The following is a 19860-nucleotide window of genomic DNA, read 5'->3' as shown; positions in this document are numbered from 1 at the left end:
TTGAGTTTTGCAGGTGTTAATTTGCGGGCAATTGTACCCTGGATAACTCTACAGTGGCAGCATCAGCAGTTGTATGGAAAAGCATATCTTTGTAAAGCGGCGGTAATCCGTATCGCGCGCGGGCGCGATTGCACGCCTCATTCACTTCGCCTCCTTCGCCCGATATCGAAAATTCGCGACAGGTTGAAGGGCGGTTTTCATAAATAGCGCAACTGACGTTTTCACCCGGCGTGCCAATTAGCGCTTTACAGTGCGGCTGTTTTTGGTTGGTACCGGCCATACAACGTAAAAAAGGAGTAACAGGCTCGGTTAATGATGCCGGAACGCGTCCGCTGGCATCGTCGCCTTCAGCCCAATAAAAGGAGACACGAAAATAGGCACAACAGGCACCGCATGTCATGCATGGGTTAAGAACGCTCATGATTCACCTGCAAAAACTCACGTATCAATAGATTACAACGGAAATTAATCTGTCCCGCAGTGTTCGCGAATCTTAACGCCACGCGCCATTGTGGGACATTGATTACCTTAGCCAGCCTTTATCGCCAGGGCAACAGAGCAGACAAATATTTGCATAGCGTGAATATGTCAAAATTGATCTGAATTCCTATAACCAGGATTTTCAATGCAAGTTCTAAATTAATCTGGATCAATAAATGTTAAATTATAAGAACAAATGTGATCTGTGTTAGATCACTTATTACTTCATTGTGGGTATATTCATCACGCTTTTATAACCATAACGATGGAGCGGGTATGAAAAAATTTACAGTGGCGGCACTGGCGTTAACAACTCTTCTCTCAGGCAGCGCGTTCGCGCACGAAGCCGGAGAATTCTTTATGCGTGCAGGTCCGGCAACCGTCAGACCTACAGAAGGGGCGGGTGGTACGCTGGGGCATTTAAACGGGTTTGATGTGAGTAATAACACGCAACTCGGCCTGACATTCACTTACATGGCGACGGACAATATCGGGGTTGAATTGCTGGCGGCTACGCCGTTCCGCCATAAGGTGGGTACGGGCGCGACGGGTGATATCGCCACGGTCCACCTGTTACCGCCAACGTTAATGGCGCAGTGGTACTTCGGCGATTCCAGCAGCAAAGTGCGTCCTTATGTCGGCGTGGGGGTGAACTACACCACCTTCTTCGATAACGACTTTAACGATAATGGTAAAAATGCCGGGCTGTCCGATCTGAGCTTTAAGGATTCCTGGGGCGCGGCAGGGCAAGTTGGGGTAGATTACCTGATTAACCGCGACTGGTTAATTGGCGCCTCTGTCTGGTACATGGATATTGATACTACCGCCAATTATAAAATGGGCGGCGTGCAGCAGCATGACAGCGTGCGTCTGGACCCATGGGTATTTATGTTCTCGGCAGGCTATCGTTTCTAATCGCGTGATGTTGTGACGAAAAAAGACCCCGCCAGGCGGGGTCAAAAAAGGACATGACACACGGATTTTACTTGTCGGAACTCACTTGTCTTCTTTCGGTTCGCCGCAGCCTAGTTCTGCGCCAGTGAGAGGATCAACGGTGGGGTCCGATTTCGTTCTTTCTGCCATCGCTTTGAGCAGCGCCATCTGCTCGCGCGGCAATTTCACTGTCGCCAGGCCATCGCCGCCATCAACAGCAGGCATCGGTTCTGCGACATAGTTGAAGTTCTCATCGCTATTCCAGCTACCTCGCGGATCGTCGCCTTGCGACATGTTGTAGTACACGTCGGTATACTGTTCTACCGGCGGTAATTTACCCGGCGGGAAGTTGTTACGAATCGAATACAGCGCCTTTTCAAAAGAGAGCTGGTGCGCGACTTCACGGGTCATTAAGAAACTGAGCGTGTCTTTTACGCCAGGATCGTCGGTCAGGTTAATCAGGCGTTCATAAATAATCTTCGCTCGCGCCTCTGCCGCGATGTTTGAGCGTAGATCGGCTGTGACTTCGCCGATAGTATCAATATAAGCCGCGGTCCACGGTACGCCGCCGGAGTTCGTCAACGCCGGGCCGCCGCCATACAGCAGAGAGGTGATATGGCTGTCATTACCATTCTGCGTCAACGAGCGATAAAGTTCCGCTTCGCTTTCGATGCCTTCCGCCAGCTCGCCTTTAGCGCCTTTATTAAGCATTCCTACCAGTGAGCCGATAATTTCCAGATGACTCAACTCCTCGGTGGCGATGTCCATTAACATCTCTCTACGACCGGCATCATCATCGCTTAAACCTTGCGTGAAGTAGCGGCAGGCGGCCGCCAGTTCGCCCTGCGGGCCGCCAAACTGTTCCAGCAGCAGGTTCGCTAATCCAGGATTAGGTTCGCTCACTCGCACAGTATATTGAAGTTGTTTTACGTGTCGAAACATATTGCCTCCTGCTTATTATTTATTTTTTGGCTTCAACGCCATCTGCTTCAGATCGCAGTAAAAATTGTTCCGTTGTCTGCGGAATATGTTTGATCAGCCAGTCAGCCATTTGCATTTCTTCTTTCAGAATGGCTTCAATCGTCGGGATTGAGGCAGTGTCGCCAGCTTTTTTTGCCGCCGCCAGCAGGGAGGTATAACAAGCAATTTCGAACTGCTCGAAAACATAACCGCTAATTGAGCCTTTGACAATTTCATCGGAAGGGAACATGCCACCGATAGATTGCCCCATTGCTGCCATTTTACTCATGGAGTCTTTCAACACCGAACGGGAAATGCCATTACGGTCCAACACTTCTTCGAGCATGGTAATTTGATGTTTGGTTTCACTAATATGTTGTTCAATTCTGGCTTTTATATCAGGATAATTTTCAATACGGCTGGCCATAGATTCAAGCATCGATTCTGCCTGTTTTTCCATGGCATGGGCGTCACGAAGCCAGTCATGATAATGTTCAGTATAATTCATTTTAAATTCCTCAATGCGTGATAATCTGCTCCGATAATAAAATCGGAATCATGCAAGCTGATAATTAAAAATATTATTTCGATTTGCGTTCAGCACTTTTATTAACATTGCTGACTGCTAAATCGGTAAGTTTTAAATCAGTTTGTTTTTCCTCGTCGAGGGTTTCTTTGAGCAGTTTTAATGCCTTGCTATAGCCGAGCTGCTCGGCCAGGGTGGCTAGCGTGCCGTAGCTGGCGATTTCGTAATGCTCGACTTTTTGCGCCGCGGCGATAAGCGCTGCATCGCGTACTTCGTTTTTCTCCGTACTTTCGATGACTTCATTGGCTTCTTCAATCAGCCCTTCCATAGCGACGCATTTCATTCTTTTCAGTTTAATGCCAGATTCAGATTCGACGATCTGATCAATACGTTCAATCTGACCCTGGGTTTCTTCAAGATGAGATTGAAAGGCCTGGCTTAATTTTTCATTGGACGTGGCTCTGGCTAGTTTAGAAAGAGCCTTGGTTAATTGTTTTTCTGCACTATAGGTATCTGAAAGTAGATGGATAAAAAGGTCTTCAACGGTTTTGATATTCATAAATCTAATTCTCCTGGGCAAAATACTGCGAGCCAGAAGACTCGCAGATTGCTTGATAAAAGCATGTGTTATATTTACATTACAGTAAATCAGGAATTATCGGATTTACGTCCGCCGTGACTATTCTGACCACCTTTTTTACCGGCTTCAGAAGCTCGTTGCGGATCGTTTTTGAAATTCCCGCCGCTATGCTGACCGCCTTTGCGGCCCGCTTCAGATGCTTTTTCACGATTCTCGGCGAAATTTCCTGAACCACCACGATGTTCGGCCATATTATTTCTCCTGTCTCGTTGCTTGCTGAAAAAATCGGTTTTAACCGTGTCGACACCCTATTAAAATTAGTTGGTTAAACCGATTAGTCAAATTGACGGAAATAGTTGTGATTTACCGCGTAAATAACGCACAAAAAATGGTTTAGAGATAATATATTCTATATTTTCTTTTAGAATAAGCGATTTAACAGAAAATGCTTTGCATTGCTATTAATAACAAGCGTCACTATCTGCGGCCATAGAAACGTTAATGCATTGTTTATTGACATTTCTTTACATAAAGGCGGGGGAAATTGACGTGAAAACGCTAAATTTTTCGGCGTGATTAGGAGTTTTCTTAGCAAAAATTGACTTCAGACTTTTTGAAAGCTGGACAGGGAACAACACCAAAAAGATTGATGATCTACGTCTGAATCGTGATTCTGGTTCGGCGCCAAGCTCTCATTAAGCCGCCAGCGTTATGCTGACGGCTTAACCCGTTATGCGCGGCTGGCGGCTTTCATCGCTGAGACAAAGGACCTGAGCTCCGCCAACATCTGTTCGGGAGACGCGTGGTTTTTCTCGATAATGTTGACAATGGCTGAGCCGGAGATAGCGCCAGCCGCCCCGGCACGCACGGCCGCAGACACCTGTTCCGGAGAGGAGATACCGAAGCCCTGTAACGCAGGCGCGGCATGGTACTCTTTAAGCTTCTCAATGAGATGATGCAACGGCAATGCGCCACGGTTTTCCGCGCCGGTGACGCCCGAACGCGAAAGCAGGTAGGTATAACCGCGGCCGTAAGATGCGACCTGGCGCAGAAGATCGTCATCCGCATTTGGCGGGCAGATGAAGATCGGCGCGATATTATGCCGTAACGCCGCCTGGCGGAAGGGGGCCGACTCTTCAACCGGGACATCTGCGACCAGCACGGAATCTACGCCAACCTGTTCACAACGGGCATAGAACGCATCTATGCCGTTATTGAACACCAGATTCGCGTACATTAGCAGGCCAATCGGAATGGTCGGGTGTTTTTCACGAATCAGCGCCAGCATTTCAAAACACTGAGCCGGCGTGACGCCAGCGGCGAAGGCGCGTAAGTTCGCATTCTGGATGGTAGGGCCATCGGCCAGCGGATCGGAGAAGGGAACCCCCAGTTCCAGAGCGTCGGCGCCAGCGTCAATCAGTGTGTCGATAATTTTCAGTGACTGTTCAATGCCAGGGTCGCCCAGGGTCACGAAGGGGACAAAAGCGCCTTCCCGGCGATCGTTGAGCTGTGCAAATAAATTTTCGTAGCGTTCCATCAGATTTCCCCTCGCGCTTTCAGGATATCGTGTACGGTAAAGATGTCTTTATCTCCGCGGCCAGAGAGATTGACCACCAGCAGTTGCTCTTTTTCCGGCTGCTCGCGCATCATTTTCAGAGCGTGCGCCAACGCGTGGGAGGATTCCAGCGCCGGGATAATTCCCTCATGGCGGCACAACGTTTTGAAGGCTTCCAGCGCCTCATCATCGGTAATGGAGACATAATCCGCGCGTCCGATGCTGTTCAGGTACGCATGTTGCGGCCCAACGGATGGGAAATCGAGTCCGGCGGAAATGGAATAGGACTCTTCAATTTGCCCGTCCGCTGTTTGCATCATCGGCGCTTTCATCCCGAAATAGATGCCAACGCGACCATGTTTAAGCGGCGCGCCATGCTCGCCGGTTTCAATACCGTGACCGCCAGGTTCAACGCCTATTAGCCCGACGCTGGTATCATTAATAAAATCCGCAAACATCCCGATAGCGTTTGAGCCGCCGCCGACGCAAGCGATAACGGCATCTGGCAGACGGCCCTCTTTGTCGAGGATTTGCGCTTTCGTCTCTTCGCCAATCATGCGTTGGAACTCGCGAACGATGGTAGGATAGGGATGCGGTCCTGCCGCCGTGCCGAGCATATAGTGCGCGGTTTCGTAACTACCGGACCAGTCGCGCAGCGCCTCGTTACAGGCATCTTTTAGCGTAGCGGAGCCGCTATGAACCGGGATGACCTCAGCGCCCATCAGACGCATACGGAAGACGTTCGGCGACTGGCGCTCAACGTCTTTGGCGCCCATATAGATACGGCATTTCAGACCCAGCAGGGCGCTGGCGAGCGCAGAGGCGACGCCGTGCTGACCGGCGCCGGTTTCAGCGATAATCTCGCTTTTACCCATCCGTTTGGCCAGCAGCGCCTGACCCAGTACCTGATTGGTTTTGTGTGCGCCGCCGTGCAGTAAATCTTCGCGCTTTAAATACAACGTGGTACGCGTACCGGCGGTAATGTTCTGGCATTTCGTCAGCGCGGTGGGGCGTCCCGCGTAGTTTTTTAGCAGATCGGCGAATTGCGCCTGAAATTCAGGATCTTTTTGCGCGCTGACGAAGGCCTCTTCAAGCTGGTTCAGCGCAGGCATCAGGATCTGCGGCACATACATGCCGCCGAATTCACCAAAGTAGGGGTTGAGAAGTGTTGTCATGTTTTTTCCTTAATATGCGCGCAGTGTCTGAAAAACCGAGGCCAGAAGACGAGCATCTTTGATGCCCGGCTGTGACTCCACACCTGAATTAAAATCGAGACCGGCACAGCCGACTTGCGCCGCCTGGACGCAGTTATCGGCCGCCAGCCCGCCCGCCAGTAACACATCATCCAGCGGTTGCCCCTGTAGCAGTGACCAGTCGAAGCGCTGCCCGCTGCCGCCTTGCCCATTGTCGAAAATGTATTTATCGACATGGTGATAATCGCGTGCGGGAAGGGCATTGCTGACGCTCAGCGCCTTCCAGATTTGCACATTGCGCGGCAACGCCTCGCGCAGCGCGTTGACATACGCCTGGTCTTCGCTGCCATGTAGCTGTACGGCAGAAAGCGCCAGGACGGCGGCTTTCTGGCAAACATCGGCGATATCAGCGTTCTGGAAAACGCCGACATACTGCAATGGCGCGCCGCTTATCACTTCTCGCGCCTGCTCAACGCTCACCGCGCGTGGAGATGAGGGCACAAAAATCAACCCGCCATATATTGCGCCAGCGTCACAGGCCGCTTTAGCGTCCTGGGCGCGGGTCAGGCCGCAGACTTTATTTTCGCCAAGCAGCACGCGACGGACGGCGGCGTTAAGATCGTCATGCGCCATTAACGCGGAGCCAATTAAAAAACCGTTGGCGAAGTGGCTCAGTTCGCGTACCTGGCCATAGGTGTTAATCCCGGACTCGCTGATGACAGTCACGCCGTGGCCCAGTTTTGGCGCCAGCTGGCGGGTGCGATTCAAATCAATCGACAGATCGCGCAGATCGCGATTGTTGATACCTACCACTTTTGCGCCTAACGCTATCGCGCGCTCCCGTTCTTCGTCATTACTGACCTCCGTGAGCACGCCCATTTTCAGACTGTGCGCGACGGCGGAGAGCTGGCGATACTGTTCGTCATCCAGAACCGAGAGCATCAGTAAACAGGCATCGGCCTGATAGTAACGGGCAAGGTAGATCTGATAGGGATCGATAATAAAATCCTTACACAGAATCGGCTGCGGCGCGCTTTGGCTAACGACCGGCAGAAAATCGAAGCTCCCCTGAAAATATTTTTCGTCGGTGAGCACCGAGATTGCCGAGGCGTAATGTTGATAAATACTGGCAATACGCGCCGGATCGAAATCATCGCGAATCACGCCTTTTGATGGCGATGCTTTCTTACACTCCAGAATAAAGGCGGTACGCGCGCCCTGGAGCGCATCATAAAAATGGCGTGTACTTGGCTGGATCTCATTTTGAAAACTGGCCAGCGGCTGTTGCTGTTTGCGGGCTTCTACCCAAATCGCCTTGTCTGCGACGATTTTCGCTAAAACGGTTTGCATTATTTACCCTCTTGCCGCCAGTGCGGTGACTCTGTCATATGCGGTGCCGTTGCGCAGAACATCAAGCACGGTTTGCGCGTTGGCCTTGAGATCTTCCTGACCATGCAGACGCATCAGCATCGCCACGTTGGCGGCGACGGCGGCCTCATGCGCGGCATCGCCTTTACCTTGTAATAACCGCGTCAGAATGTCACGGTTTTCTTCCGGCGTGCCGCCAGCCAACTGATCCTGATGGTAAGGCGTCAGGCCAAAATCCTCCGCCGTAAGTTGATAGCTTTTAATTTCGCCGTCATGCAGCTCCGCGACAATCGTCGGCGCATGGAGCGAAACCTCATCCATGCCGCCGCTATGTACCACCGCCGCGCGCTGATAGCCCAGTACCCGTAAGGTTTCCGCAATCGGCAGCACCAGTTCCGGGCTATAGACGCCAATCAATGCCAGCGGCGGATGCGCCGGGTTGATCAGCGGGCCGAGTACGTTGAACAGGGTTCGCGTTTTTAACTGTTGGCGAACCGGCATCGCGTGACGGAATCCGGTGTGATATTTCGGCGCAAACAGGAAACAGACGCCCAGTTCATCTAACGCCTGACGTGATTTATCGGCGTTCATATCCAGATTAATACCGAACGCCGCCAGCAGATCGGATGACCCCGATTTGCTGGACACGCTACGGTTGCCGTGTTTCGCCACTTTCAGTCCACAGGCCGCTGCGACAAAGGCGCTGGCGGTAGAGATATTGATACTGTTACTGCCATCGCCGCCGGTACCAACGATATCCGCAAACAGATACTCCGGGCGCGGGAACGGGGCGGCATTTTCCAGCAACGCAGTGGCGGCGCCGGCAATTTCATTGGGATGCTCGCCGCGAATTTTCATGCTCACCAGCGCGGCGGCGAGCTGTTCAGGCTTAAGTTCGCCGCGGACGACCGCCGAAAACAACTGATGGCTCTCTTGTTGCGTCAGAGTTTGCGCCTGATAGAGTTTCTCCAGAATTGGCTGTAGGGTGTTGGTCGGTTCCAGCTTTTGCTGCGCCCAGGCTAATGTTTGCTCCAGCAGACGCGCGCCCTGCGTCGTCAGGATGGACTCAGGATGAAATTGAAAACCGCAAACGCGATCCGCATCATGACGTACCGCCATCACCATGCCGTTGAAATGGGCGTTAATGGTCAGCCCGGCAGGAACATTACTGCCGACCAGCGAATGATAACGCGCGACCGGTAGCGGATTCGCCAGCCCGGCGAACATCGCCTGACCGTCATGCTCAATGCTGGAGGCTTTGCCATGCAGGATTTCTCCCGCCTGACCGACATAACCGCCGTAAGCTTCGACAATCGCCTGATGCCCCAGACAAATGCCGATGATCGGTAACTTGCCGCGTAGTCGGGTCAGCAGCTCCGGCATACAGCCTGCCTCGCTGGGAACGCCCGGACCGGGGGAGAGCATTAGCACCGGATTTTTCATTGTCGCCAGGCGATCGATAAGCGTCTGTGCCGGAATATGGTTACGGTAAATCACCACGTTATGACCGTTGGTCCGTAGCTGATCTGCCAGGTTCCAGGTAAACGAGTCGATGTTATCGAGCAGCAGAATATCAGCCATCAGAAGGTCTCCTGTGCATGATGCGCGGTGGCGATAGCACGCAATACGGCGCGCGCTTTATTACGGGTTTCATCGGCTTCAGACTGCGGAACAGAGTCCAGCACAATTCCGGCGCCCGCCTGTACGGTAGCGATACCGTTCTCCACCAGCGCGGAGCGGATAACAATACAGGTGTCCAGATCGCCGTGGGCGGTGAAGTAACCGACCGCGCCGCCATAGCTGCCGCGGCGCTGTCCTTCCGCATCGGCAATCAACTGCATGGCGCGTACTTTCGGCGCGCCGCTCAGGGTGCCCATGTTCATGCAGGCGCGATAGGCGTGCAGCGCGTCGAGATCGTGACGCAGTTCGCCCACTACCCGGGAAACCAGATGCATCACGTACGAATAGCGGTCAACTTTGGTCAGATCGGCAACGTAGCGACTGCCCGGCGTACAGATGCGCGCCAGGTCATTGCGCGCCAGATCGACCAGCATCAGATGTTCGGAAAGCTCTTTATGGTCGGTACGCATATCCAGCTCAATACGGCTGTCGAGATCTCTGTCCAGCGTACCATCGGCGCGGCGACCGCGTGGACGGGTACCCGCGATGGGGTAAATCTCAATCTGACGACTGGCGGCGTCATATTTCAGCGAGCTTTCCGGCGACGCGCCGAAAAGCGTGAAATCATTATCCTGCATAAAGAACATATACGGGCTGGGGTTGCTCTTTTTCAGCACGTAGTAGGCAGCCAACGGCGACGGGCAGGGCAGTGAAAAGCGGCGCGACGGCACCACCTGAAATATCTCGCCCGCGCGGATGGCTTTTTGCAACTGGCGTACCACCGCGCCGAACGCGTCATCGCTCTGATTGCATTCACAGCGCATGTCCGGCACCGGCGTCACCGGCAACGGCGGCGCAGGCTGGGTTAACTGTTGGCTAAGGTACGCCAGGCGGGCGTTCAGGCGCTGTTTTTCCCGGTCGCTGGCGGTAAACAGACTGGCCTGAATACGGGTGCTTTTTTTCTGATGATCTATCACCATCAGCGTTTCCGCTAAATAAAAGCAGTAGTCCGGGCAGTTATTGCCAGCCTCAAGGTGTGGCAGCGCTTCAAAGCCAGCGACCAGGTCGTAGGCAAACAGACCGCCGAAAAACATAGCCTCCCGCTCTTGCGTCGGTATGTTCACCACCCCCTGTAACAGGCGGAACGCATCAAATACCGACAGAGAGCATAAACGGGCGTCTTCATCTAATAATGGGCTGACGGGCGGGAAGCGTAGAACGCGACCGGCAGGCAGGACTTCGTTCTCCACGCCAGCGGGCAGGGCGGTATCCAGTAGCGGCAATAACGAGGCGCCATTATCAGATAACGCCTGAATAGTGACAGTGTCACCTAAAGCGGTAATGCGCAGCGCGCTATCTACCAGCAGCAGGCTTTTTAAATCGTCTTTACTGTCGATATCCGCGGATTCCAGCAGCAGCGTTGCCGGGCGATCGCCGCAGACCTGATGAAAAAGCGCCGTTGGGTTTTCCCGGTAGGCGGCATCGCAGGTCAACAGTTCGAGCGTGGGTTTTGGTGTTTGCATGGTTATTCTCATTATTTTGTTCAAAAAAAAGCCCGCTTAACAGGCGGGCCGGGTATCGTTTGGCTGATTACAGCTGTTCATACACCGCCCGCTATCAGGAAGTGCGCCACCAACCGTGTAATGCAAATGTCGCTGCCATTTTAGATACCCTCTTCATGTGAACTTTCGTACTAGTTAACTAGTTCGATGGAATAATGTCAACACCTATTTCAGTATATTTGCCGGAACCGTTATGATGTACATGACATACCTTTATCTCTATGGGAGCCGCCTTGAGCGACACGAATTACGCAGTGATTTACGATCTGCACAGTCATACCACGGCGTCCGATGGACTGTTGACGCCAGAAACATTAGTACACCGTGCGGTAGAGATGCGAGTCGGCACGCTGGCGATTACCGATCATGACACCACAGCCGCGATTCCTGCGGCAAGAGAAGAAATTTCACGTTGCGGGCTGGCCCTGAATCTTATTCCCGGCGTGGAGATTTCAACGGTCTGGGAGAATCATGAGATTCACATTGTGGGTCTGAATATTGATATTGCGCACCCGGCAATGCGCGATTTTCTGGCGCAGCAGACACAGCGGCGTCAGGCGCGTGGTCGGCTCATTGCGGAGCGTCTGGAAAAAGCCCATATTCCCGGCGCGTGGGAAGGGGCATTGAGACTGGCCAATGGCGGCGCGGTGACGCGCGGCCACTTCGCCCGCTTTCTGGTGGAGTGCGGCAAAGCCGCGACCATGGCGGATGTTTTTAAAAAATATCTCGCGCGTGGGAAAACCGGTTACGTTCCGCCGCAGTGGTGTACAATAGAACAAGCTATTGATGTCATTCATCATTCTGGCGGTAAGGCGGTGTTGGCCCATCCGGGACGCTACGACCTTAGCGCTAAGTGGCTGAAAAGATTAGTGGCATATTTTGCCGACCATCACGGCGACGCGATGGAAGTGGCGCAGTGCCAACAATCGCCCAATGAACGCACCCAACTGGCGACGCTTGCGCGTCAGCATCATTTATGGGCATCGCTTGGATCTGATTTCCATCAGCCCTGCCCGTGGATTGAGTTGGGGCGTAAACTCTGGCTGCCCGCTGGCGTTGAAGGCGTATGGCAGACATGGGAACAGCCGCAAATATCACAGTGAGGGAAGTATGAGCCAGTTTTTTTATATCCATCCGGATAACCCACAGCAACGGCTGATTAATCAGGCCGTCGACATTGTGCGTAAAGGCGGTGTTATTGTTTATCCAACCGATTCCGGCTATGCCCTTGGTTGTAAAATTGAAGACAAAGGCGCAATGGAGCGCATTTGCCGCATCCGTCATCTGCCGGACGGCCACAACTTCACGCTGATGTGCCGCGATTTGTCCGAGTTGTCGACCTACTCCTACGTCGACAACGTGGCATTTCGTCTGATGAAAAACAATACGCCGGGTAATTACACCTTTATCCTGAAGGGAACAAAAGAGGTGCCGCGCCGTCTGTTGCAGGAAAAGCGTAAAACTATCGGCCTGCGCGTACCGTCAAACCCGATTGCGCTGGCGTTATTGGATACGCTGGGCGAACCAATGCTCTCGACGTCGTTGATGCTGCCTGGCAGCGATTTTACCGAGTCGGACCCGGAGGAGATTAAAGATCGGCTGGAGAAGCAGGTGGATCTGATCATCCACGGCGGTTACCTCGGTCAACAGCCTACCACGGTAATCGATTTGACCAATGACTCCCCGGTGGTGCTGCGCGAAGGCGTCGGCGACGTTACACCTTTCTTATAAGGGCGTAAGCCTGTATACTACGCGGCCTTAAAATGGCGCGGCAACGCGCCGTTCATTCTCCTGTTCGACGCCTGTGAAGGCGACACCTGAAGGAAGCTCTATGAGCGAAAAGTTACAAAAAGTGCTGGCGCGCGCTGGCCACGGCTCTCGCCGTGAAATCGAATCCATTATTGAAGCGGGACGTGTCAGCGTTGACGGTAAAATCGCCACGCTTGGCGATCGTGTTGAAGTCACTCCCGGTTTGAAAATCCGTATCGACGGTCACCTGATTTCGGTGAAAGAGTCGGCGGAACAAATTTGCCGCGTTCTGGCCTATTACAAACCAGAAGGTGAACTGTGTACCCGCAATGACCCTGAAGGGCGACCAACCGTTTTTGATCGCTTACCGAAACTGCGCGGCGCGCGGTGGATTGCGGTAGGACGTCTGGATGTCAACACCTGCGGGCTATTGTTATTTACCACCGACGGTGAACTGGCGAACCGCCTGATGCACCCTAGTCGTGAAGTTGAACGTGAATATGCCGTGCGCGTGTTCGGTCAGGTGGATGAATCGAAACTGCGTGATTTAAGCCGTGGCGTACAGTTGGAAGATGGTCCGGCGGCATTTAAGACCATTAAATTCAGCGGCGGCGAAGGCATTAACCAGTGGTATAACGTGACGCTGACGGAAGGGCGCAACCGCGAAGTTCGCCGACTGTGGGAAGCGGTAGGCGTTCAGGTCAGCCGTCTGATCCGCGTTCGTTACGGCGATATCCCGCTGCCGAAAGGCCTGCCGCGCGGCGGCTGGACTGAGCTCGACCTCGCGCAAACGAACTATCTGCGTGGTCTGGTAGAGCTCCCGCCGGAAACCTCGTCGAAGGTTGCCGTCGAAAAAGACCGTCGTCGTATGAAAGCGAACCAGATCCGTCGGGCGGTAAAACGCCACAGCCAGATAGCTGGCGGACGCCGCTCCGGTGGGCGTAATAACAACGGGTAATCTCTACCACGGTCTATAGGCCGAGAATCATCAGACAAGAGGGTTTGTGCCGGATGGCGGCGCAAACGCCTTAATCCGGCCTACGGTTAATAATCAATTCCCATCTGGGCTTTTACGCCCGCGTCGAAAGCATGTTTAACCGGACGCAGTTCGCTGACGGTATCCGCAAGATCAAGAATATCCCGGTGACAGCCGCGACCTGTAATAATCACCGTCTGGTGACCAGGGCGCGCGTTTAGCGCGCTTATGACCTCTTCCAGCGGCAAATAGTCATACGCCACCATATAGGTCAGCTCATCCAGGACCACCATATCAAGCAGCGGATCGGCCAGCATCCGTTTCCCATGCTGCCAAACGGCCATACATGCTGCGGTGTCTGCCTCGCGATTTTGCGTCTCCCAGGTAAATCCCGTTGCCATCACCTGAAATTCGACGCCATGCGGTTCCAGCAGATTACGCTCGCCGTTGGGCCAGGTGCCTTTAATAAATTGCACCACGCCTACGCTTTTACCGTGTCCTACGGCACGGGCGGCAGTCCCGAAAGCCGCCGTGGTTTTGCCCTTACCATTGCCAGTAAACACGATAATAATACCGCGCTCTTCCTGTGCCTGGGCGACACGGGCGTCAACCCGATCTTTTACCTTTTGCTGGCGCTGTTGATAACGTTCATCACTCATTGGGCGATTCCTGGTTTACGGCCCGGTTGGGCGTCAAAGGTCATACCGGTTTTACGGCGACTGTCGTCGCCCATAAGCCACAGGTAAAGCGGCATAATATCGGCAGGCGTTTTTAATTTCTGTGGATCTTCCGTCGGAAAGGCGCTGGCGCGCATACTGGTGCGCGTGCCGCCCGGGTTAATGCAGTTAACACGCAGAGAACGGTTCTGGTATTCGTCCGCCAGCACCTGCATCATTCCTTCAGTAGCAAACTTCGAGGTGGCATAGGCGCCCCAGTTGGCGCGTCCCTGACGGCCAACGCTTGATGACGTAAAGACCAGCGAGCCGGCATCGGACTTCAATAATAACGGTAACAGCGCCTGGGTGAGCATAAAGGTGGCGTTAACGTTTACCTGCATGACATCCTGCCAGATCTGCGGATCTTGTTCGCTCATTGGACCGATTTCCCCCAGTAACCCGGCATTGTGCAGGACGCCATCCAGGCGGGGATAGTGTGCGGCGATGCGGTCGGCCACTTGCCGGCACTCTTCAGCGGTGCAGGTCAGCAGATCGAGCGTAAACCACTGTGGTTGGACATGTTGCTCGTCAGCAATGTGCTGCGCGACCCGACGCAGTTTCTCTTCGTTACGTCCCAGCAGAATCACCGTTGCGCCGTAACGCGCATACGTGAGCGCGGCTTCCCGCCCAATGCCATCGCTGGCGCCAGTGACCAGAATAATGCGGTTTTGCAATAGATCTTGTTTCGGTTGGTAATGCATGGCTACTCCTCAACGGTGTGGTGCACCGTCCTGCCAGGTTGTCTTATCTTCGCGTTAACTTTTCGGGTTTATGCCTGAAAGCGCCTTTTTTTTCAATCAGACAGGGGCGATAACGCCGTAAAATGAACGTCTTGTCATACTTTTTCTTCCTCAACAGGCATACGGATGAAGAGAGACTGACTTCGATGCCTGTTGTACACTGAGCGCAAGTCGCGTTATTTAATCAAGGTGGGAGTCGTGGAATTGTTGTCTGAATATGGCTTATTTTTGGCAAAAATCGTCACCGTTGTGGTGGCCATTGCCGTCATTGTGCTGCTGATCGTGAATGCTACGCAACGCAAACGTCAGCGCGGCGAACTGCGCGTGACCAATTTGAGTGAGCAGTATCAGGAGATGAAGGATGACCTTGCTGCGGCGTTGATGGATGGCCATCAGCAAAAACTGTGGCATAAGGCGCAGAAAAAAAAGCATAAGCAGGAGGCGAAAGCCGCCAAAGCAAAAGCGAAGCTGGGGGACATTGCGACATCGGACAAACCGCGCGTATGGGTGATAGATTTCAAAGGCAGTATGGATGCTCACGAAGTTAATGCGTTACGCGAAGAGGTCACGGCGGTGCTGGCAGTGGCGAAACCCGGCGATCGGGCGGTTGTGCGTCTGGAAAGCCCCGGTGGCGTTGTGCATGGCTATGGCCTGGCGGCATCGCAATTGCAGCGCCTGCGCGATAAAAATATTCCGCTGACCGTGACGGTGGATAAAGTCGCGGCAAGCGGAGGTTACATGATGGCCTGCGTGGCGGAAAAAATTATCGCGGCGCCGTTCGCTATTGTGGGGTCAATTGGTGTTGTCGCGCAAATTCCGAACTTTAACCGCTTTCTCAAAAGTAAAGACATTGATATTGAACTGCATACCGCAGGGCAGTACAAACGTACCCTGACATTGTTAGGCGAGAATACGGAAGAAGGGCGGCAGAAGTTTCGTGAAGATCTCAACGAAACGCACCATCTGTTCAAAAAGTTTGTGCAGCGGATGCGTCCGGCTCTGGACATTGAACAGGTCGCCACGGGCGAACACTGGTACGGTCAGCAGGCGCTGGAGAAAGGACTGGTTGATGAGATTAACACCAGCGATGAGGTTATCCTCGGCCTGATGGAAGGGCGCGAGGTGCTGAATGTGCGCTATATGCAGCGTAAAAAACTGATCGATCGTGTTACCGGCAGCGCGGCGGAAAGCGCGGATCGGCTGCTGCTGCGCTGGTGGCAGCGTGGACAGAAGCCATTGATGTAAACCGCTATTGCCGGATGGCATTCAGCGCCATCCGGCATGGATTAATCCACCAGGTGATACTTCTCAGACAGCACATGCGCCAGGTGTTTAAACATGTTAAACACCGCGGTGCTTTTAGGGGTCGGTAACCCTTGCTCGTCTAAAAAGTAATCGCCGCTAAAAACCAGCACGCCATTTCTCTGCGTTACGCCGGTGGCGACAATACCTGCCATCGTGTCTTCATGTTCCCGAATAATTTTGTTGGCTTCAAGCAACAGTGTTTCGCGATCGATAGGTTGCGTCTCTTTATGCATTTTTTACTCCTTAAACAAGGAGATTAGTCTACGCTGAGCACTTCTGATGGGCAAATATTCTCACAGGAAATTGATGGATTTGTCATGTTGCGTTCACTGGCAAGATTTGTTTTTGCATGCTAATAAAGTTGCGTATCGAATTTTATCAGGTACAGTGTGACGCTTTCGTCAATCTGGCAACAGAATTGCTTGACATTCGACCAAAATTCCGTCGTGCTATAGCGCGTGTGTGCAAAAAAGCCTGTTAACTCAGTCACCTGAGGGTTACATTTCGTACACAAAGCCAGTACAAGGGGTTGATATCCGCAGACGCAGAGACCATATATCGTTGTCTCGTCGCCAGTGGAAGGTGAATCAACGTGCGACGCATTCCTGGAAGAATCAACTTAGGTAAAGGTGAATATGGGTAAAGCTCTTGTCATCGTTGAGTCCCCGGCAAAAGCCAAAACGATCAACAAGTATCTGGGTAATGACTACGTGGTGAAATCCAGCGTGGGTCATATCCGTGATTTGCCGACCAGTGGCTCAGCAGCTAAAAAGAGCGCCGACTCTACCTCCACCAAAACGGCTAAAAAGCCCAAAAAGGATGAACGTGGCGCTCTCGTCAACCGTATGGGGGTTGACCCGTGGCACAACTGGGATGCGCACTATGAAGTGCTGCCCGGTAAAGAGAAGGTCGTCTCTGAACTGAAACAGTTGGCGGAAAAAGCCGACCACATCTATCTCGCAACCGACCTTGACCGCGAAGGGGAAGCCATTGCATGGCACCTGCGGGAAGTGATCGGCGGCGATGACGCGCGCTACAGTCGCGTAGTCTTTAACGAAATAACCAAAAATGCCATTCGCCAGGCGTTTGAACAGCCGGGCGAGCTGAACATTAACAGGGTCAACGCCCAGCAAGCGCGCCGCTTTATGGATCGCGTGGTAGGCTATATGGTCTCGCCGCTGCTGTGGAAAAAGATCGCCCGTGGTTTGTCGGCAGGTCGCGTTCAGTCTGTCGCGGTCCGTCTGGTCGTTGAACGCGAGCGCGAGATTAAAGCGTTTGTTCCGGAAGAGTTCTGGGAAATTGACGCCAATACGACGACGCCGTCTGGCGAGGCGCTACCGCTACAGGTGACGCATCAGAACGACAAGCCATTCCGGCCGGTAAATCGCGAGCAGACGCTTGCCGCCGTCAGCTTGCTGGAAAAAGCGCGCTATAGCGTACTGGAGCGTGAAGACAAACCGACCAGCAGCAAACCTGGCGCGCCGTTTATCACCTCCACGCTACAACAGGCGGCCAGCACCCGGCTGGGCTTTGGCGTGAAGAAAACCATGATGATGGCGCAGCGTCTGTATGAGGCGGGTTACATCACCTATATGCGTACAGACTCCACCAACCTGAGTCAGGATGCGGTCAACATGGTGCGCGGTTATATTGGCGATAATTTCGGCAAGAAATACCTGCCGGATAACCCGAACCAGTACGCCAGCAAAGAAAACTCTCAGGAAGCGCACGAAGCGATCCGTCCTTCCGACGTTGCTGTTATGGCGGAGTCGCTGAAAGACATGGAGGCTGACGCGCAGAAGTTGTATCAACTAATTTGGCGTCAGTTTGTCGCCTGTCAGATGACGCCAGCGCAATATGACTCTACTACGCTTACCGTTGGCGCAGGCGAATTCCGTCTGAAAGCGCGTGGGCGTATTTTGCGCTTTGACGGCTGGACAAAAGTGATGCCGGCGCTGCGTAAAGGCGATGAAGATCGCACATTGCCTGCCGTGAATAAGGGCGATGCGCTGACGCTACTTGAATTGACGCCTGCTCAGCACTTTACTAAACCGCCAGCCCGTTTTAGCGAGGCTTCTCTGGTTAAAGAGCTTGAGAAGCGCGGTATTGGTCGTCCGTCTACCTATGCGTCGATTATCTCGACCATTCAGGATCGCGGCTATGTTCGCGTTGAAAACCGTCGCTTCTATGCGGAAAAAATGGGTGAAATCGTCACCGATCGGCTGGAAGAAAACTTCCGCGAATTGATGAACTACGATTTTACCGCGCAGATGGAAGATAGTCTGGATCAGGTTGCAAATCACCAGGCCGAGTGGAAAGCGGTGCTGGATAACTTCTTCAGCGATTTTACTCAGCAGCTCGATAAAGCCGAGAAAGATCCGGAAGAAGGGGGGATGCGTCCTAACCAGATGGTGCTGACCAGCATCGACTGTCCAACCTGTGGCCGTAAAATGGGAATTCGTACTGCCAGTACGGGCGTTTTCCTTGGGTGTTCAGGTTATGCGCTTTCGCCGAAAGAGCGTTGTAAAACGACCATTAACCTGGTGCCGGAAAATGAAGTTCTGAACGTGCTGGAAGGCGACGACGCCGAAACCAACGCCCTGCGCGCCAAGCGTCGCTGCCAGAAGTGCGGTACGGCGATGGACAGCTATCTGATCGATCCGAAGCGTAAATTGCATGTGTGTGGTAATAACCCGACCTGTGACGGCTACGAGATTGAAGAAGGCGAGTTCCGCATCAAAGGGTATGACGGCCCGATCGTTGAGTGTGAGAAATGTGGTTCCGAAATGCACCTGAAAATGGGGCGTTTTGGTAAGTACATGGCCTGTACTAACGACGAATGTAAAAATACCCGTAAGATCTTGCGTAACGGCGAAGTTGCGCCGCCGAAGGAAGATCCTGTTCCATTGCCGGAACTGCCGTGTGAAAAATCGGACGCGTACTTTGTGCTGCGCGATGGCGCCGCAGGGATATTCCTGGCGGCCAATACGTTCCCGAAATCACGCGAAACGCGCGCGCCATTAGTCGAGGAGCTTTACCGGTTCCGCGATCGCCTGCCGGAAAAACTGCGTTATCTGGCGGATGCGCCGCAGCAGGATCCGGAAGGCAATAAAACCGTTGTTCGCTTTAGCCGCAAAACAAAACAGCAGTACGTTGCGGCGGAAAAAGACGGGAAGGCGACGGGATGGTCAGCGTTCTTCGTCGACGGCAAGTGGGTTGAAGGTAAGAAATAACCCCTGCCTGTCGCCACTGTAGTCAAGCGGGCCGCGTAAGCGGCCCTTTTTTATATCCCCTTCATATTTCAAGTGGCTTATGTGTTGGCTACGGATTACTCGCCCCATCCATGGGCCTCGCCCTGGCGGACCGTCGCACGTGACGTTCAAATCTGCTCCCGGCAGATTTGTCGCTCCCCCCAGTCACATCGTTATCTATGCTCCTGGGAACTCACTCCCTTGTCTCCTTTAAGCAGCTCGAATTATTTTGGGTATAGCGGTCTTATTATTTTATCGCGCTGGCTATACAGTTCAGATATAAATGATATAGTGGTTATAGTTAACACCTTTTTTATTATTAAATCGTATTAGCAGCCCGATTAAG

At 53.1% G+C, this 19860-nt stretch carries 20 protein-coding genes and 1 other annotated feature; of the genes, 6 read left to right on the top strand and 14 right to left on the bottom strand.

The features are described 5' to 3' along the window. Positions 1 to 16: 16 nt before the first annotated feature. Positions 17 to 421: a YkgJ family cysteine cluster protein gene (locus ACLJQJ_RS07485; RefSeq protein ID WP_000114955.1), complete on the bottom strand. Its 405-nt coding sequence runs from the start codon at positions 419 to 421 to the stop codon at positions 17 to 19. Positions 422 to 756: 335 nt separating this feature from the next. On the opposite strand from ACLJQJ_RS07485, the gene ompW reads away from it, so the two are divergent. Then, positions 757 to 1395 (top strand): outer membrane protein OmpW, encoded by a 639-nt coding sequence (ompW, locus tag ACLJQJ_RS07480; RefSeq protein ID WP_000714800.1) that lies wholly within the window; start codon positions 757 to 759, stop codon positions 1393 to 1395. Positions 1396 to 1476: 81 nt separating this feature from the next. On the opposite strand, the gene ACLJQJ_RS07475 is transcribed toward ompW, so the two are convergent. The 10 genes from ACLJQJ_RS07475 to trpL form a co-directional block, all read right to left on the bottom strand. After that, positions 1477 to 2355, bottom strand: coding sequence for a manganese catalase family protein (locus tag ACLJQJ_RS07475; RefSeq protein WP_000488346.1), 879 nt, complete (start codon positions 2353 to 2355; stop codon positions 1477 to 1479). 19 nt (positions 2356 to 2374) lie between these two features. Beyond that, positions 2375 to 2881, bottom strand: coding sequence for a ferritin-like domain-containing protein (locus tag ACLJQJ_RS07470; protein ID WP_001109977.1), 507 nt, complete (start codon positions 2879 to 2881; stop codon positions 2375 to 2377). A gap of 73 nt (positions 2882 to 2954) precedes the next feature. Next, a complete protein-coding gene (locus ACLJQJ_RS07465; protein WP_001022826.1) occupies positions 2955 to 3458 on the bottom strand; it encodes a ferritin-like domain-containing protein in 504 nt (167 codons plus the stop codon). Positions 3459 to 3547: 89 nt separating this feature from the next. After that, positions 3548 to 3730 (bottom strand): general stress protein, encoded by a 183-nt coding sequence (locus tag ACLJQJ_RS07460; RefSeq protein WP_000807657.1) that lies wholly within the window; start codon positions 3728 to 3730, stop codon positions 3548 to 3550. 479 nt (positions 3731 to 4209) lie between these two features. Beyond that, positions 4210 to 5016: a tryptophan synthase subunit alpha gene (gene trpA, locus ACLJQJ_RS07455; protein WP_000443031.1), complete on the bottom strand. Its 807-nt coding sequence runs from the start codon at positions 5014 to 5016 to the stop codon at positions 4210 to 4212. Beyond that, a complete protein-coding gene (gene trpB, locus ACLJQJ_RS07450; RefSeq protein ID WP_000209485.1) occupies positions 5016 to 6209 on the bottom strand; it encodes a tryptophan synthase subunit beta in 1194 nt (397 codons plus the stop codon). The genes trpA and trpB overlap by 1 nt, the downstream gene beginning before the upstream one ends. Before the next feature lie 9 nt (positions 6210 to 6218). Further along, positions 6219 to 7577, bottom strand: a complete 1359-nt coding sequence (gene trpCF / locus ACLJQJ_RS07445) for a bifunctional indole-3-glycerol-phosphate synthase TrpC/phosphoribosylanthranilate isomerase TrpF (RefSeq protein ID WP_063809294.1) — start codon at positions 7575 to 7577, stop codon at positions 6219 to 6221. 3 nt (positions 7578 to 7580) lie between these two features. Continuing rightward, positions 7581 to 9176 carry a bifunctional anthranilate synthase glutamate amidotransferase component TrpG/anthranilate phosphoribosyltransferase TrpD gene (trpD, locus tag ACLJQJ_RS07440; RefSeq protein WP_000763492.1) on the bottom strand — a complete coding sequence of 532 codons (1596 nt, stop codon included), beginning with the start codon at positions 9174 to 9176 and terminating at the stop codon, positions 7581 to 7583. Then, entirely contained in the window at positions 9176 to 10738 is a 1563-nt protein-coding gene (locus tag ACLJQJ_RS07435) for an anthranilate synthase component 1 (RefSeq protein WP_001194386.1), read from the bottom strand. The genes trpD and ACLJQJ_RS07435 overlap by 1 nt, the downstream gene beginning before the upstream one ends. A 22-nt stretch (positions 10739 to 10760) precedes the next feature. Beyond that, positions 10761 to 10856 (bottom strand) — a sequence feature (Trp leader region). Then, positions 10833 to 10877: a trp operon leader peptide gene (trpL, locus tag ACLJQJ_RS07430; RefSeq protein ID WP_010989026.1), complete on the bottom strand. Its 45-nt coding sequence runs from the start codon at positions 10875 to 10877 to the stop codon at positions 10833 to 10835. It overlaps the preceding feature by 24 nt. A 121-nt stretch (positions 10878 to 10998) precedes the next feature. On the opposite strand from trpL, the gene rnm reads away from it, so the two are divergent. From rnm to rluB, 3 genes are all read left to right on the top strand, one after another. Further along, positions 10999 to 11880, top strand: coding sequence for an RNase RNM (gene rnm / locus ACLJQJ_RS07425; RefSeq protein WP_000500437.1), 882 nt, complete (start codon positions 10999 to 11001; stop codon positions 11878 to 11880). Positions 11881 to 11887: 7 nt separating this feature from the next. After that, a complete protein-coding gene (locus tag ACLJQJ_RS07420; RefSeq protein WP_000077250.1) occupies positions 11888 to 12508 on the top strand; it encodes an L-threonylcarbamoyladenylate synthase in 621 nt (206 codons plus the stop codon). Between the two features lie 100 nt (positions 12509 to 12608). Further along, positions 12609 to 13484 carry a 23S rRNA pseudouridine(2605) synthase RluB gene (gene rluB, locus ACLJQJ_RS07415; RefSeq protein ID WP_001291233.1) on the top strand — a complete coding sequence of 292 codons (876 nt, stop codon included), beginning with the start codon at positions 12609 to 12611 and terminating at the stop codon, positions 13482 to 13484. Positions 13485 to 13570: 86 nt separating this feature from the next. Here rluB and cobO read toward each other — a convergent pair whose 3' ends face one another. Continuing rightward, positions 13571 to 14161, bottom strand: a complete 591-nt coding sequence (cobO, locus tag ACLJQJ_RS07410; RefSeq protein WP_001278865.1) for a cob(I)yrinic acid a,c-diamide adenosyltransferase — start codon at positions 14159 to 14161, stop codon at positions 13571 to 13573. Then, complete coding sequence (locus tag ACLJQJ_RS07405; RefSeq protein WP_000559310.1) at positions 14158 to 14919, bottom strand: YciK family oxidoreductase; 762 nt, start codon at positions 14917 to 14919, stop codon at positions 14158 to 14160. The genes cobO and ACLJQJ_RS07405 overlap by 4 nt, the downstream gene beginning before the upstream one ends. A 237-nt stretch (positions 14920 to 15156) precedes the next feature. On the opposite strand from ACLJQJ_RS07405, the gene sohB reads away from it, so the two are divergent. After that, positions 15157 to 16203 carry a protease SohB gene (gene sohB / locus ACLJQJ_RS07400; RefSeq protein ID WP_063809293.1) on the top strand — a complete coding sequence of 349 codons (1047 nt, stop codon included), beginning with the start codon at positions 15157 to 15159 and terminating at the stop codon, positions 16201 to 16203. 41 nt (positions 16204 to 16244) lie between these two features. Here sohB and ACLJQJ_RS07395 read toward each other — a convergent pair whose 3' ends face one another. Continuing rightward, the gene (locus tag ACLJQJ_RS07395; protein ID WP_000548616.1) at positions 16245 to 16496 is read right to left on the bottom strand and encodes a YciN family protein; all 252 of its coding nucleotides are present in this window, start codon (positions 16494 to 16496) and stop codon (positions 16245 to 16247) included. A 402-nt stretch (positions 16497 to 16898) separates the two neighbouring features. On the opposite strand from ACLJQJ_RS07395, the gene topA reads away from it, so the two are divergent. Next, positions 16899 to 19496 (top strand): type I DNA topoisomerase, encoded by a 2598-nt coding sequence (gene topA / locus ACLJQJ_RS07390; protein WP_000513593.1) that lies wholly within the window; start codon positions 16899 to 16901, stop codon positions 19494 to 19496. Positions 19497 to 19860: the final 364 nt, after the last annotated feature.

The organism is Salmonella sp. SAL04202 (assembly GCF_046550775.1).
Taxonomy (GTDB): Bacteria; Pseudomonadota; Gammaproteobacteria; order Enterobacterales; family Enterobacteriaceae; genus Salmonella; species Salmonella enterica.
This window is presented reverse-complemented; position numbering and strand designations above follow the sequence as displayed.